Genomic DNA, 14,422 nt, shown 5'->3' on the forward strand with positions numbered 1-14,422 from the left:
CAAACTGCCCCGGCTTGGGGCATTTCTCCCCGAGGCAACGTGCCCCGCCCCATGTTCTGGGGCGCCAGCGGGCCATACAGCGGGTGTGGAACCTGTCAGGAGCGTCCCGCACCTGGGCCGGCGCGCTGTCCGGGTGTGCCGCGCCTGTCCCAGAAGCGGAGCGCCTCCTTATATGAGCGACAGGGATTGGGGCTCCTGGCTGCTCAGTCATGGGAGGCGAGCGAGCCCCCGCGGGCCGGCTGGCGGGCGGGCAGGGGCCAACGCTCCAGGGGCCACGGCGTGGCACGGCGGATGCTCATGGATTGGGCGCCCGGCGCCGCCCCGTCCCGAAGCGAGGAAGGGGCCCAGGTGCCGGGCGTGCCCACCACACCACAAGGAGCAGCCATTGATGGGGCCAGACGAATTCACGGCGGTCAGCGACGAGGCGCGGGAGTGGCCGCTGTCGACGCGTGAGTGGGTGTCGCGCCGCAGCGCTCCGCGCATCCTCCTGGGGGAGGACCAACCCGAGATGCGCAGCCTGCTGCGGCGGGCGCTGTCCCGGCGCGGGTATGACGTCGTGGAGGCCCCGGACGGCCCGGGACTGGTCAAGGCGCTGGTGGACGGACTGCTCGCGGAGCAGACGCAGGTCCCCGACCTCATCGTCACCGACGTGCGCATGCCCGGCTTCTCGGGCATCGAGGTGCTGGCCCGCCTGCGCCGCGAGGGCTGGACGACGCCCGTCATCCTCATCACCGCCTTCGGCGATGCGCAGCTCCACCAGGAAGCGGAGCTGCTCGGCGCGGCGCGTGTGCTCAACAAGCCCTTCGCCATGGAGGATTTGTGCGAGGCGGTGGAGACGCTGGTACCGCCGCCGCGCTGAGCCTTCACGGCGCGCGTGCCCCGACTGTTCGCCCAGTGTCGTGGGCCCGGCGAGAAATCCGATGGACGCGGTGGGGCGGGTGCTTGCACCCTGACGGGCCTGGGTCCAGGCTCGCGCGGGGCGGTGGGCGTCGCACGAACCGCTTCACTCGAGGCGTCTCATGCGGATTCCATCCTCGCTGCTGTCCTTGCTCGCGCTGGGCGCGGCGTGCCATTGCAGCCCCACGAACCGGCCGGTGCCGGATGCGGGAGGCGGCGTGCAGGAACCCGTGCGGCGCGTGGCGCACATCATCCGTGAGTATCCCCACGCGACGAATGCCTTCACCCAGGGACTGGTGTTCCACCAGGGGCACCTCTTCGAGAGCACCGGGCACCAGGGGACGCTGCGGCAGCTGTCGCTGGAGAGCGCGCAGCCGGTGTGGATGGAGCGCCTGGGGAACATCTTCGCGGAGGGCCTGGCCAGCGACGGCGAGCGCCTGTACCAGCTCACCTGGACCGAAGGACTGCTCTTCACCTGGAGCGGCATGCCGCCGCGGCGCGAGCGGACCACGCGCTACTCGGGGGAGGGCTGGGGCCTCTGCTATTGGAACGGGAAGCTGGTGCGCAGCGATGGCGGCACCATGCTCACCTTCCATGAGCCCGACGGCTTCGCCCTGGTGGGCGCGGTGCAGGTGAAGCTGCGCGGCCAGCCCGTGGAGCTCATCAACGAGCTGGAGTGCGCCAACGGCGTCATCTACGCCAACATCTGGCACAGCTCGGACGTGCTGGAAATCGACCCCGCCACGGGCACGGTGGTGGGCGTCATCGACGCGTCGGCGCTGACGCGCGCGGTGGCGGGGCAGGTGACCAACCCCGAGGCCGTGCTCAACGGCATCGCCGTGGAGCCGGGCTCGGGCCGCATCTTCATGACGGGGAAGCTGTGGCCCCGCATCTTCGAGGTGCGTCTGGACGTGGTGGACTGACGTCAGCCCTTGGGCGTGTCGTCGTCGCGCTCCAGCTTGCGGTACAGCGTCTTGCGGTCCACCCCGAGGATGCGCGCCGCCAGCGTGCGGCTCCCGCCCACCGCCTCCAGAACGCGGTGGATGTATCGCCGTTCCAACTGCTCCAGCGTCACCAGCTCCGAGGCGTCTTGTGTCTCCGGCACCACGCGCGGCTGGCTGTAGTTGCGGACGCGTTCGGGCAGGTCGTCCACGGTGATTTCCTCGAAGGAGGTGAGCGCCACCGCGCGCTCCAGGCAGTTCTGCAGCTCGCGCACGTTGCCCGGCCAGCCGTAGGCGAGCAGCCGCTGGGCCGCCGCGGGGGACAGGCCCAGCACGCGCTTCCCGGTGCGCGAGGCGAACTGCTCGATGAAGCGCTGGGACAGGGCCAGCACGTCGTTGCCTCGCGCCCGCAGCGGCGGCAACTCCACGCCGATGACGTTGAGCCGGTAGTAGAGGTCCTCGCGGAAGCGGTCCTCCTCCACGGCCAGTTCCAGGTCGCGGTTGGTGGCGGCGACGATGCGCGCGTCGAAGGACACCTCCGTGTCGCCGCCCACCGGGCGCACGGTGCGCTCCTGCAGGGCGCGCAGCAGCTTGGGCTGGAGGGTGAGGGGCAGCTCGCCCACCTCGTCCAGGAAGAGGGTGCCGCCGTTGGCCTGGACGAACAGGCCGGTGCGCGCGGCCTTGGCGTCGGTGAAGGCGCCCTTGGCGTGGCCGAACAGCTCGCTCTCCAACAGGGCCTCCGGCATGGCCGCGCAGTTGATGGCGACGAAGGGCCCGTCCTTGCGGCGCCCGCGCGTGTGGACGGCCCGGGCCGCCACCTCCTTGCCGGTGCCGCTCTCGCCGGTAATCAGCACCGTGGAGTCCAGGTCCGCCACGCGGTCGATGAGCGCGTAGGCCTGCTTCATGGCGGGGCTCTCACCCACCACGGTGCCGCTGTCCTCGCGCCGGCCCAGCTCCTGGCGCAGCCTGCGCACCTCTTCACGCAGGGCGCGGTGCTGCACGGCGCGCTCCAGCACCAGCACCAGCGCGTCCACGTCGATGGGCTTGGTGACGAAGTCGTACGCGCCGGCGCGGATGGCGGCCACCGCCGTCTCCAGGCTGCCGAAGGCCGTCACCACCACCACGGGGATGTCCGGGCGGTTGAGGGCGATGCGTTCGCACAGCGCCAGCCCGTCCATGCCGGGCATGCGCAGGTCGGTGAGCACCACGTCGAAGTCCTCGGCGGCCAGCCGCACCAGGGCCTCGTCCGCTGACGGGAGCGCCACGGGCGTGAAGCCCCGGCGCGTGAGCCCCTTCTCCAACATCGCGCGCATCTCGCGCTCGTCCTCGACGACTAGGACGCGGCCTGGCATGTGTCTTCACCCCTTGGCAGGTAGATGGAGAAGCAGCTACCTCGTCCGGGCTCGCTGCGCACGGCAATCCAGCCGCCATGCTCCAGCATGAGCCCATAGGAGACAGACAGGCCCAGTCCGGTGCCCTCGCCCACGTCCTTGGTGGTGAAGAAGGGCTCGAAGACGTAGGCCAGCACGTCCTCGGGGATGCCCTGGCCCTCGTCCTCCACGTCCAGGCGCACGTAGTCCGCCTCGGGCCCGCCCACATCCGGGGGCGGGGTGTTCCGGGTGTGGGCCGCGCGCACGCGCACCGTGCCCGGCTGCTTCATGGCCTGCACGCCGTTCATCACCAGGTTGGTGAGCACCTGCTGCACCTGGCCCGCGTCCACCTCCACCGTGAGCCCCGCGGGGATGTCCGTCTCCAGCGTGACGCTGCCGCGCGCCGCCATGGAGCGCAGCAGCGACAGGGTGCGTTCGACCAGGCCCTGCACGTCTTCCGGCGCGCGGTGCGGCTTCCTTCGCCGCGCGAAGTCGAGGAGCTGACGGATGATGGCCGTCATGTGCTGGGCCTGCTGCGAGATGATTTGCGCGCACTCGCCCACTTCCTCGCCCTCCGCCTCGCCGGAGGAAATCATCTTCGCCCGGCCCATGACGACGTTGAGCGGGGTGCCCAGCTCATGCGCCACGCCGGAGGCCAGCTTGCCCACGGTGGTGAGCCGGTCCGCATGACGCAGGTGGTCCACGGCGGACAGGCGCGCGGCCGTCTCCGTGGCGAGGCGCGAGCGCGTCTCCTCCAGTTGCTCGCCCATGCGGTTCATGGCGCCGGCCAGCGTGGTGAGCTCGTCGCCGCGGCGCTGCGGGAGCGGCACGCGGGCGGTGAGGTCTCCCTCGCCGATGCGGTGGGCCAAAGACACGAGCTGGTCCACCGGCTCGCCCACCAGCCGGCGGCCCATGGCCATGGCGGCCACGATGAAGCCAATGGCCATGGCGGCGGTGGCTGCGAAGGTGCCCATGACCACGGTGTTGACGTACTTCTGCTGTTCGCCCAGCGACTCGGTGATTTCGATGGCGCCCAGCCGGTCGCCGATGAGCACCGGCGTGTACGAATGCAGCAGGCCGGGGTCCACGGCGGGGTCCACCATGGAGCCGTCCTTGCCCTGGAGCAGGGACGAGAGCAGGCGCGGTGGGAAGCCGGTGAGGGCCGGGGTGCCGGGGCCGCCATCCAGCCACACCCAGCGCAGGTGGACCTGCTCCTGGAAGCGGTTGGCCTGGTGGAGCAGGGTGAGCGCCTCACGCTCCCCGGCGAGCTGCCACGCCTTGCCAATGGAGCCGGCGAGCGTGTGGCCGAGCAACCGGTGGTCATGTTGCATGTCCAGGGCGGAGCGCTCGAGCTCGCGGCGGACCTGGACGTACTGCAAGCCCGCCATGACGGCGATGGCGAGCAGGACGAGGGCGAGGGTGAACTTGCGGGCGAGTCTCACGGGCGGTTCGAAAGAGGCTGCTCCGGTCCGTGCGCCTCGAGGGGAGGGAGCGCACGGACTGGAGGTGGGTTCTCACAACGTACCGCGAGTGCTGCAACAAGGAAGGCGGCGTTTGCCGCACGAGCCCTCGCCGGCTGTCGGGGCGGGCGGGACGTGCTTCCTTGGGCCCACGCAAAGCATCCGCTGTGCCAACGGATGCGGGGCGGGGCCTCACTCGGGGACGCGTGTGCCGTGTCCCACCCTGGGCGGGGCAGATTGCCCCGGAGAGGGGCAGGATGCCCCGGGCAAGCCGTCAGAGCCCCTTCGTTTCATAGCTGGACGGGGCGTCGACGTGGAAGGCGAAGTCCAGGGTGCGCTTCTCGCCCGGAGCCAGCTTCACCTTCCAGGTCGCGATGCCGTCGTTGGACTGGAGCGTGTAACCAGCCGTCGTCTCGGGCTCCAGCTCCACCTTCACGTCCTCCAACTCGGACACTGGGAAGTGCTCGGAGAGCTCCACTTCTTCCGGGTGCGCGCGCAGGTTGTTCAGCGTGAACTGGTAGGCGTATCGGAACCGCTGCGTGTCCTTGAACAGGCCCTTGGGGCGCTGGAGTTCCTCCACCACGCGGCGCTCCACGCGCAAGCCTTCTTCCACGCCGAAGGTCAGCTCGAAGGGTGCGCCCTGCGCCACGTGCTCCAGGGACTGGCGGCCGATGAAGCCTGTCCCCCGGTAGAGGTCCACGTCGCCGGGCAGCAGCGGGAATGCGGCGGCGTTGTTCATGCGGGCCACGCGGAAGACGACGGGGTGTAGCTTGGGGATGGTGCGCCAGTGGAACGCGGCCTTGAGCCGGGTTTGTGCCACCTGCACGCGCACGGCGCTGTCATCGCCAGGGATGCTCACGGGGGTCGGCGCCACCAGTTGCACGGACAGGCCCTGTGGTACGGATTCGAGTCCCTTCGAACGCGCGGTGTTGTCGGTACCTCCCGCGTGGGCGTGCTGTGGCTGCTCGTCGCGGCGCACCAACACCCGGCGCTCTTTCGTCCGTTCCTCCGCGAACACGGTCAGGGGCCGGATTGCCGGAAGCGTCGCGTCCCGTTGCGGCTGCGCCGTGGAGAGCACCAGCTTCGCCTCCGTCCAATCCTCGCCGGTGGCCTGGCGCACCGTGGCCAGCGTTGTCAACTCCATCGTCCGGGTGTTCTCGTTCGCGCGGGCCTCATAGGAAGGTGTCCAGGAAACCTGGCCCACCAGATAGGTCAGCTCCACGCGGGCCCGCGTTCCCTCGGGACAGGACAGGCGCACCTCCACGCGGCGTTCCTGTCGTTCGGTGTCGAGCCGGAGCATCTCTATTTCGGCTTCCACCTGAGAGCGCTGTTTCTCGAGCGCACGAAGCCTGGCGCTCGCCTCCAGAGCCTCGGTCATCGCGCGCTGCCGCACGGCCAACGCCGAATCGAGGGCGGCTTCCCAGGCACGTGGGTCAGGCTTTGAAGAAGCCGTCAGTTCCCGGGTGATGCGGTCCACGGCGACATCCGTGTAGCCGTTCGCGAGCGTTCTCAGGTCGCTCACTCGTGCCACCGCGTCGTTGTGGGCCTTTTCCTCACGGAGGATGGCGCCCAGGCGGGTTTCCAGGCGGGCGCGTTCCTCGCGATGGGCTTCCTCTCGCGTGTACTCCTCGCTGATGAGGCCTTCCACTGTGGCGCCCGTGGCGCGGGCACGCACACTGTCGGCTGCGGCGGCCAGGGGGACGGCTTCGAAACGGGCGCTGGTGGGGCCTCGGCACGTCACGGTCTGCTCGCGCGTGACTTGCGCACGGTCCGGGTACACCACGACGGTGGACACCTTGGCGGACGCGACGAGCGCCCACAGCGTCAGGGACAGGGCAGGCATGGTTCGGTCCTCGGGCTACTTCTGGTACAGACGCCAGCCCTTGGGGCGGCTCAGGGTGTATTGGAAGGTGACGGTGGACTTGCTGGACGGGGGCACCGTCACGTTCCACTGGAGCTTCCCCGTTCCCGCGTCGGGCTGAACGGAGGGCACGGCGCGGACCAGCGCCACCTCCACCTTGCCGTCGGTGTTGAGCGGGAGTTGGTCCATCACGCTCACTGCCAGCGGGAAGGGATAGGGATTGGGAACCTCGATGGTGACTTCGTAGGTACCCACCTCTTCCTTGGAGATGAAGCCCTTCTCCGCCTCGACGAGCCGCACATTGCGGGCACTGCGCACCGCGCGGTCGATGCCCAGCGGCAGGGTGAAGGTGCCGCCGGGGACGAGCGTCTCCAACGTCGCGGAGCCGGCCGGGTCGGTCCCCACGAAGAGCGACGCGTCACCGCCGGGAAGCACGGTCCGGGCGGCGCCTTTGAGTGTCGCGACGAGGTATGCGTTTGGCGAGAGCGCGGGGAACACCTGTCGCTCCACCTGCACGGGCCAGGATTCGGAGACCAGGGGCAGGCTGCGTTCACCCTTGCCGCTGAGAAGCGTCTCCCGATGCTGCGAGGTGAAGGTGAGGTTGTAGCCCCCCGCGACGGCGACGGGCGACTCCGGGGCGAATGTGGGGGGCCGCCAGGCAGGCGGTGGGCTCAGTCCCACGTCCTGCGGGATGGAGTCCCTGTGGACGAACGTCACGTCAATATTGACGCCCGCCATGGAGGAGCTGACGTCGATGATGGGCCCGCGGCCATTGATTCCGATGGTTTCGCGCAGGGAATCGGATAGCAACTCCACGTTGACGCGGATCGTACGGGCCGGACGGAGTTGGATGTGGCTGCGGTCATAGGGCTTGTTCGCCTCGCGTTCGAACCGCAAGGTGTAGAGGTCCGCGGGAATCCCGGGGATGAGGTACTCACCCTTGGCGTTGGTCACTGTCACGTAGTCCCCCTCGAGCGAGGGGGCCGTCGCGATGACGACCACGTCTGAAAGCGGCTTTCGGGACTGCGCGTCGATGACGGTGCCCAGGATGGTGCCCCGGCCCTTTTCCCGAGGAGGCTCGGGGGCTTGGGGCTGCGTGGGCGCGGGTTGCTCCCCGGCCTGCGCTCCAGCCAGGAATAGCAACTGCCCACGCAGTGCTTGATCGGCCGATGCCGTGACCTTGGGCTGGCTGTCTGGAGCGGCCTGCGCGGGCCGAATGGACTCTTGATGGGGATGGGGTGTGGGAATGAAGCGCTCCCGGACGCCCAACTTCCAGGTGCTGAGCTTCGGCATCGCGGTGGCATTGGAGGGCAGGGCGGTGCTGAGCGTGAGCCGCGCGCCCTCCCAATCCTCACCCGTCTCCTGACTGACGCGGCCGTAGAAGGCCATCTGCATCCGTTGCGACTCAGGCTGGAGCTGCAACTCATATCGGGGATACCAGCGGGCCCCGGTGGTGAGGTACGTCAACGTCACCTTCGTGGCGCCTTTGCCCGTGAGCGTGGCGCCCACCTCGACACCCGGTTCGCCAAACGTCTTGCCCAACGTCGAGGCGCGCTCCTTGTGCTGCTGCTGTTCTTTCTTGAGCGTCTCGGATTGTGCCTCCAGCTCTCGCATCCGAGCGTCGAGCCGCGCGATGTTGTCAACGAGGAAGGCCGCGGCCGTGCTCCAACTGGAGGGGGGCGTCTGCGCCCGTGTCGCCTCGCCGTCACCCGGCACCGTGGGGCGAATACGTCGGAGCGCTTCAATCTGAGAGTGATGGACATTGCGCTCCGCAGCGATGCGCGCGAGCGCGACGTCGACGTCTTCCAGCCTCGCGATGAGCTTCCGGGCTTCGTCATGGGAGAAGGCCTCTCCCTTCACGATGCGCACGTCGACGTGGGACACCTCCGCGCCCTCGGCTTCGACGCGGATGGAATCCGTATCCACGTTCTTGGGCAGCCGGGGAAACGTCACCCGCCGCGAGCCGGAAACCGTGAGGCTGCCGGAGCGCACCACTTGCGCCTGGTCGCTGTAGACCGTGACTGATGTGACGGGGGCTTCGAGCGACGCCCCCAGCACGCCCACTGCCATCAACCCGAGTCCGAGGATGAGCATGCGTCCATGCTGGCGACGGACGCATGGACAATCACGTCATGGTTCCCGCACGAAATCCTCACGGAGGAACCGGCGCCGGAGCGTGCGCGTGACTTCGGCGTCCCACCGGGCGGAGAACACCTCCACGAAGGTGCGTCGGAAGCGCAGCGCGCACGCCAGACACAGCAACGTGGTGGCCAGCCCGATGACCGCGTTCTGCCAGGAGGCGAGGTTCCACTGTCCCTCCCAGAACCACTCCCGCATGCTCGTGGGCCAGTAGTAGTAGATGGGCCAGCCCGGGCCGCTGCCCGCGAGGTCGCAGAGCAGGTGCAGGTGAAAGGTGAACAGGGACAGGGCCGCCACCCGCAGCCGCTGCCGCGCCAGCGCCGCGCAGGCCACCGCCGTGACGATGGCACCCACGTAGCCATGGAAGATGACGTGGTGATAGCGGACGTAATACGCCTCGCCCGCGAGCAGCGTGAGTCCGTCCAGGTCCGGCGCCAGTCCCGCGCAGGTGACGAGGATGCGGTCCCTGCGCTCCTTGAGGCCCTGCGCCGCGAGCCAGGCCAGCTCGGCATGGACAATGGGATTCATGCCCGCAGCCTATGCCGCTGTCCGGCCTCACTTCACCTCACCCGACCACGGGCGCGCGCCGGGGCGTGCCGAGCAGCTCCAGCGTGCGCATCGCCACGTCCACCAGGGAGGAGGCACACGGGTGGCAGCCTCCACCGCAGCAGCCCGGCCAGTCACCCTCCGGGTCGCGAAGGAGGGGATACACGCAGCCCCGCAGCGAGTCCGGCAAGCCGACCTCCTCGCACGCGCGGCGCAGGGCCGTCTGCACGGCCGCGTCCTTCACATCCAGCACGGCCTGTTCATAACGCCCGGGTCAGCAGGCGCCAGCCCACGGTGCGGAGCGCGCCCTTTCTGATTGCCTAAAATCATTAGGGGCCTTACGAGGCCTGTGCCGTGCCTACTCGATCTCCCACTTCCCCGACGTCCGCGGCGATGCCTCGCTACGAGCGGCTCCAGCGCCTGGCGCTGCGCTTCCCCGAGCTCGACGCCAGCGCCATCGAGACGTGCATCACGTTGCTGCGGGCTTCGCACGACTTGTCGGGGGCCTATGAGGCGCACCTGGGCCGTCACGGGCTGTCGATGGGGCGCTTCATGGTGCTGGTCCGACTGCTCACCACCGAGGACGACGACGTGGAGCGCGTGAGTGGGCTCACGCCCGCGGACCTCGCGGAGAGCTCTGGCGTCAGCCGGGCCACGATGACGGGGCTGCTGGACACGTTGGAGAAGGATGCCCTCATCTCCCGCGAGGACCATCCGGAGGACCGCCGCATGTACACGGTGCGCCTCACGCCCAAGGCCCGGCAACTCATCGAGAGCGTGTTGCCGGACCACTACCGGCGGATTGCCGCGTTGATGGCGCCCTTGAGTGAAGAGGAGCGCACCACGCTGCGGACGTTGCTGGCCAAGGTCAGCTCAGGGCTCCCCTTGCTCAAGGAGCCCTGACGCACGACCTTGCCGCGCGGGGCCTGCCGTATCACCGACACGCCCCGCGATGCCGAGGCCGCTCAGTGCTTCGCGTGGGCGCGAGCCTGTGCTGGCTTGCGGCGGCGGGCGAACAGCGCGGCGAAGGAGAGCAGGCCCACCGCGGCGGTGATGGGCACACCCGCCGTTCCGCCGCCGGAGGCATTGCAGCCCCGCGCCCCGTCGGCGCCCAGCGGACGCTCCCCGGAGAGGACGTCCTCGGGGGTGGTGACGTCCCAGCGGGGCTGCGGCTGCGTGTCGGGTGTCCGGACGATGGGCTCGTCGGGGAGCTCCTCGGACGGCGCGTCCTCACCTGGCTGCTCCGGCGCGGGAGTGGTGGGCTCGGGCTCCGGCGCGGGGGCCGGCTCCGGCGGCGGCATGACCTCCTCCATCGTCGAGGCCATGGTGAAACCGTCGTGGTACACGCTGGCCTCGGGACGGATGGCGTCGTCGCGGTACAGGCCCAGCTTCAGGTAGTTCATCTCCTTGCCGAACTGCGTCGCGACGTAGGTCTTCGGCACGACGACCTCGTTGTTGTGCCAGAGCTGGACGAAGCCCGTCTTCGCGTTGGGCGACCACTTCACCTGCAACACGAAGTCGCTCCAGTCTCCGCGCTTGAGCGGGGCCGTCCACAGCACCTTGCCCTTCGCGCCGCCCACGCGCATGTGCATCTCTTCGCCGCGCACGTAGAACTCCAGCGGCGGTGAGCCGCAGCAGCCCTCCTGGTGCCACTGCGCGAAGACCTGCCAGCTGTCATCGAGCGGGTAGTTGGCGGGGAAGAGGGTGCTCCACTTGTAGTACCAGGTGGAGTCCGTCTTCTCCTGGCTGATGTAGAGCAGTTCATTGCGGTTGCCGCTGGCGTTGATGGGGTCATCGCCCTGGCGCACCGTGGCCTTCAGCGCATAGCGGCCCTCGCGGACCACATCCGTCACGACCTGGAGACGGTTGTTGGAGACGCTCTGACTGCGCGTCCACTGCGAGGTATTGCCCGTCTCGAAGTCGCCTTTCCACACCACGTCCGCGGAGGCGAACGAGGGAATCAGAGACACCAGGGCGGCGAGTCGAAGCAGCTGCGTCAAGCGAGGTCCTTTCGTTCCAGGTTGGCGCAGTGGGACACTCAGGCGGACGTGCTACTTCCCGCTCGTGTCCTCTCGTAAAACCCTCAGGCGGACGTGGGTCCGCCGTCTCAGGTAGAGGGCTGCCTGACGGGCGGGCCTCTGGCGTCATGCTGGCTTTTTCCTCCGAGGAGACAGTGATTCCGAAGGGATGCGCGGAGGACCTGCACTCAAGGTTTTCGGCGCAAGCCGTCTCCAGGTCAGGCCGCCTGGTTCACGGCCTGACCACCCGGCGAATCGTGGGCGGGCAGTCGGGGAGGTGGGTTGGAAAAAGCGGGAGAAATGCCGCAGGTGGCGATGAGCCAGGCGTCTGTTTCGGGTCGCCCAGCCTCCCCGGAAGTCGGTGGAGAGCGGTGGATGGTGTACAACGCGATAGCTGGGCGGCTGCTTGGGGGATGGCGCCCGAGGGGGCAGTATGTTGAAGCCGGCGTACGACAAAGTCCTGGTCCTGGCGCTGGCCACGCCCGTCTTGGTGTTGACCGTCCTTCTTGCCCGCACGCCCTCCAAGGGAAGCGGGGCACCTGTATCAGCGCAGTTCTGGGCGGAGCGCCGCTCCGCGTCACGCATCGAGGCCCGGCTCACGCACCCCGAAGCGGACCGCTACCGGCCACGCATGTCGGCGGGCGGCTGCCCCGTCACTCCCGAACCCATCCCACTGCGAGACCTCGCCCGGCTGGAGGAAGCGGGCGACCTGTCCGGTATCGCCTCCGCGTATGCCCTTCAGGGCGAGTGGAACCAGGCGGCCTCGTTCCTGGAGCGCATGCCCGCCTCTCCGGACCGCGACAGTGATTTGGCCGCGGTGTACCTCGCCCGCGGCTCGCATGAGCAGGCCTTGCGGTTGCTGGACGGCGTGCTGAAGGCGCAGCCGAAGCATGCGCAGGCCATGTGGAACCGCGCGCTGGTGCTCCAGGCGATGGGGCTCACGATGAAGGCGGCGGACACCTTCGAACAGGTGGCGCTGATGGGGGAGTCGGGCTGGAGCCGCGAGGCGAAGGCCAACGCCCGTGAGCAGCGCGACGCCACGATGGAGCGCGCCCGCCGGTGGAAGGAAGCGCGCGAGGCCACGCTGGCGCTGGTGGATGACCCTCAGGCACCTCTTCCGCTGGAGGCGGCCCGCAAGGACCCGGGCATCGTCCGGCAGGCCTTCTATGAAGTGGTCCGCGCGGCGCCGTCGAAGGAGCGCGTCCTGGCCCTGTTGCCCCTGGCGCAGGAGCTGGACCGCGGCCACGGCGGCTCCACGCTGACGGACTACGTCAAGCGGGTGAGCGGCCGGAACTTCACGCGCCGCGGCGCGCTGTCGCGTGAGTATGCGTCGCTGGTGCGCGGCAAGCTGAACCAGCCGGACAAGCTGCTGGAGCGGGTGCTGGCGTCGGGAGAGGACGACCTCTTCCTGGGCACGGCCCAGCACACGCGGGCCACGCGCCGCATGGTGTCGCAGGTGGTGGAGCGGGCGAAGCGCCAGAACGACCCCTGGTTCAACCTCTATATCGAACGTGAGGAGGCCATCCGCGAGACGGCCGAGGGCCAGTGGTGGAAGGCCGAGCAGCGCATCTTCAACGCGCTCCAGCGCTGCCGCGAGGGCGGCCTGTCCGCGCGCTGCGTGGACCTGGAGCTGCGCCTGGGCATCCTCTACGCCGACCTCCAGCGCCTCACCGAGGGCGAGCAGCATGCCCGCACCGCCTGGGCCTGGGCGCGTCAGCTCCGGGAATGGGACATGGAGTTCACCGCCCTGGAGACGCTGGCCGCCATCAGCCGCTCACGCGGGGACTTCGCCAGCTCGCGTGCCTATGTGGAGGAGTGGTCCGCCCGTGGGCACGGCAACTGCGTCTGGCCCCGGGAGAACCTGGCCCACACGTACTACCTGGACAACCGCATGGACGACGCGCGCCGCGAAGTGGACGCGAACGCCGCCTGCAAGAACGAGCCGCTGAGCCTGCTGTTCGCCGTCAACCTCGCGGAGCTGTCGCGCACCCGGCCGAAGCCTGGGGACGAGGCGTTGCTGCGGCAGGCCCTCACGTGGGCCGACCACAGCAACCCCATGCCCAGCGACGCGGTGTATGCCCGTTACGTGGAGGGCCGCTTCCTGCTGGATTCCGACAGAGCCCGGGGGCTGGCGCTGCTGCGGCAGACCATCACCGAGGCGGAGGCGTTGCCTCGGGGAGATTCACTGGCGCGCGAGGCCTGGGCGCTGAGCTATTCGTCGCTCGTCACGGACGCGGGCAAGGCGGGCGAGTACACCCAGGCGCTGGAGTTGATGGCCGCGCAGCTTGGCACGCCCGTGCCTCAGCGCTGCGCCCTGGCGGCGGCGGTGCATGGCGAGCGCACGGTGCTGGTGGCGCGCGGGACGCAAGGCCAGGTGCTGGGCCACTACGAGACGGACCGGCAGGGGCCATTCATCCGCGCGGACACCTCGCGGCTGGTGCCGGATCGGCTGCGTGAGGTGTTGCGTGGCTGCGAGCGCGTGGACGTGCTCGCCTGGCCGCCCGTCTTCGGCCGCACGGACGTGTTGCCGCCGGAGGTGCCCTGGAGCTTCCGGCTCGGCCGCACGGCCCAGCCGCGCACCACGCCCAACGCCCGGCGGCTCGTCATCTCCAGTGTGGATGCGCCCGCGCTGCTCCAACTGCCGCGGCTTCCTCCGTGGCTGCCTTCCCAGGAGCCGGAGGCGGTGCCGCTGCAGGTGCTGTCCGGCTCGGACGCCACGCCCGCGCGCGTGCTGGCGGACATGCGGGACGCCACCGAAATCGAAATCCACGCCCACGGCATCATGGACCCGGCGCTCTCGGATGCGTCGCTGGTGGTGCTGTCCCCGGAGACGAGCGGCCGCTACGCGCTCACCGCGGACGTGGTGCGGCAGCAGAAGCTCACGGGGGCGCCCATGGTGTTCCTGGCGGCGTGCAGCGCCGGACGCGCGGCGAGCACCACCACCAGCCACGAGCCCTTCAGCCTGCCCGCGGCCTTCATCGACGCGGGCGCGCGGGCGGTGCTGGCCTCCACGGTGGACATCCCGGATGCCGCCGGCCGCTTCTTCGATGGGGTCCGGCGCCGCATTCGCGAAGGGGCCGCGCCGGCGGTGGCGCTGCGGGACGAGCGTCAGCGCTGGTTGGAGCGGGACAGCCGTGCCGGGTGGACCCGGCACGTCATCCTCGTGGAGTCATATTGAGTGCAGGCGGCC

General features: G+C 69.6%; 11 protein-coding genes. 4 read left to right on the top strand and 7 right to left on the bottom strand.

Annotated features, from left to right (window positions below; translation table 11 throughout):
• Positions 1 to 388 precede the first annotated feature (388 nt).
• Positions 389 to 859 (top strand): response regulator, encoded by a 471-nt coding sequence (locus F8M74_RS03005; RefSeq protein ID WP_141252832.1) that lies wholly within the window; start codon positions 389 to 391, stop codon positions 857 to 859.
• A gap of 160 nt (positions 860 to 1,019) precedes the next feature.
• The gene (locus F8M74_RS03010; protein ID WP_141252833.1) at positions 1,020 to 1,820 is read left to right on the top strand and encodes a glutaminyl-peptide cyclotransferase; all 801 of its coding nucleotides are present in this window, start codon (positions 1,020 to 1,022) and stop codon (positions 1,818 to 1,820) included.
• Between the two features lie 2 nt (positions 1,821 to 1,822).
• Here the strand turns inward: F8M74_RS03010 and F8M74_RS03015 are convergent, their stop codons facing one another.
• The 6 genes from F8M74_RS03015 to F8M74_RS03040 form a co-directional block, all read right to left on the bottom strand.
• On the bottom strand, positions 1,823 to 3,190 hold the full coding sequence (locus tag F8M74_RS03015) for a sigma-54 dependent transcriptional regulator (protein WP_141252834.1): 1,368 nt from the start codon (positions 3,188 to 3,190) through the stop codon (positions 1,823 to 1,825).
• A complete protein-coding gene (locus F8M74_RS03020) occupies positions 3,172 to 4,650 on the bottom strand; it encodes a HAMP domain-containing sensor histidine kinase (RefSeq protein WP_141252835.1) in 1,479 nt (492 codons plus the stop codon). Before F8M74_RS03020 ends, F8M74_RS03015 begins: the two co-directional genes overlap by 19 nt.
• A 292-nt stretch (positions 4,651 to 4,942) precedes the next feature.
• Positions 4,943 to 6,511 (bottom strand): mucoidy inhibitor MuiA family protein, encoded by a 1,569-nt coding sequence (locus F8M74_RS03025; protein ID WP_141252836.1) that lies wholly within the window; start codon positions 6,509 to 6,511, stop codon positions 4,943 to 4,945.
• 15 nt (positions 6,512 to 6,526) lie between these two features.
• On the bottom strand, positions 6,527 to 8,623 hold the full coding sequence (locus tag F8M74_RS03030; RefSeq protein ID WP_141252837.1) for a mucoidy inhibitor MuiA family protein: 2,097 nt from the start codon (positions 8,621 to 8,623) through the stop codon (positions 6,527 to 6,529).
• 36 nt (positions 8,624 to 8,659) lie between these two features.
• Positions 8,660 to 9,196, bottom strand: coding sequence for a metal-dependent hydrolase (locus tag F8M74_RS03035; RefSeq protein ID WP_141252838.1), 537 nt, complete (start codon positions 9,194 to 9,196; stop codon positions 8,660 to 8,662).
• Between the two features lie 37 nt (positions 9,197 to 9,233).
• A complete protein-coding gene (locus F8M74_RS03040; protein ID WP_090485340.1) occupies positions 9,234 to 9,467 on the bottom strand; it encodes a hypothetical protein in 234 nt (77 codons plus the stop codon).
• A gap of 101 nt (positions 9,468 to 9,568) precedes the next feature.
• Between F8M74_RS03040 and F8M74_RS03045 the strand changes: the two genes are divergently transcribed.
• Positions 9,569 to 10,117 (top strand): MarR family winged helix-turn-helix transcriptional regulator, encoded by a 549-nt coding sequence (locus F8M74_RS03045; protein ID WP_141252839.1) that lies wholly within the window; start codon positions 9,569 to 9,571, stop codon positions 10,115 to 10,117.
• A 62-nt stretch (positions 10,118 to 10,179) separates the two neighbouring features.
• Here the strand turns inward: F8M74_RS03045 and F8M74_RS03050 are convergent, their stop codons facing one another.
• Positions 10,180 to 11,214 (bottom strand): heparin lyase I family protein, encoded by a 1,035-nt coding sequence (locus F8M74_RS03050; protein WP_141252840.1) that lies wholly within the window; start codon positions 11,212 to 11,214, stop codon positions 10,180 to 10,182.
• Positions 11,215 to 11,665: 451 nt separating this feature from the next.
• Between F8M74_RS03050 and F8M74_RS03055 the strand changes: the two genes are divergently transcribed.
• Positions 11,666 to 14,410 carry a CHAT domain-containing protein gene (locus F8M74_RS03055; protein ID WP_141252841.1) on the top strand — a complete coding sequence of 915 codons (2,745 nt, stop codon included), beginning with the start codon at positions 11,666 to 11,668 and terminating at the stop codon, positions 14,408 to 14,410.
• The last annotated feature ends 12 nt before the right edge of the window (positions 14,411 to 14,422 follow it).

It is taken from the genome of Myxococcus sp. CA023 (assembly GCF_010998615.1).
Lineage (GTDB): Bacteria > Myxococcota > Myxococcia > Myxococcales > Myxococcaceae > Myxococcus.

What these genes read in the sequence shown, in the direction of transcription:
- F8M74_RS03005 (WP_141252832.1), top strand. Translation starts at nt 389, where the DNA reads ATGGGGCCAGACGAATTCACGGCGGTCAGCGACGAGGCGCGGGAGTGG.
- F8M74_RS03010 (WP_141252833.1), top strand. Translation starts at nt 1,020, where the DNA reads ATGCGGATTCCATCCTCGCTGCTGTCCTTGCTCGCGCTGGGCGCGGCG.
- F8M74_RS03015 (WP_141252834.1), bottom strand. Translation starts at nt 3,190, where the DNA reads ATGCCAGGCCGCGTCCTAGTCGTCGAGGACGAGCGCGAGATGCGCGCG.
- F8M74_RS03025 (WP_141252836.1), bottom strand. Translation starts at nt 6,511, where the DNA reads ATGCCTGCCCTGTCCCTGACGCTGTGGGCGCTCGTCGCGTCCGCCAAG.
- F8M74_RS03030 (WP_141252837.1), bottom strand. Translation starts at nt 8,623, where the DNA reads ATGCTCATCCTCGGACTCGGGTTGATGGCAGTGGGCGTGCTGGGGGCG.
- F8M74_RS03035 (WP_141252838.1), bottom strand. Translation starts at nt 9,196, where the DNA reads ATGAATCCCATTGTCCATGCCGAGCTGGCCTGGCTCGCGGCGCAGGGC.
- F8M74_RS03055 (WP_141252841.1), top strand. Translation starts at nt 11,666, where the DNA reads ATGTTGAAGCCGGCGTACGACAAAGTCCTGGTCCTGGCGCTGGCCACG.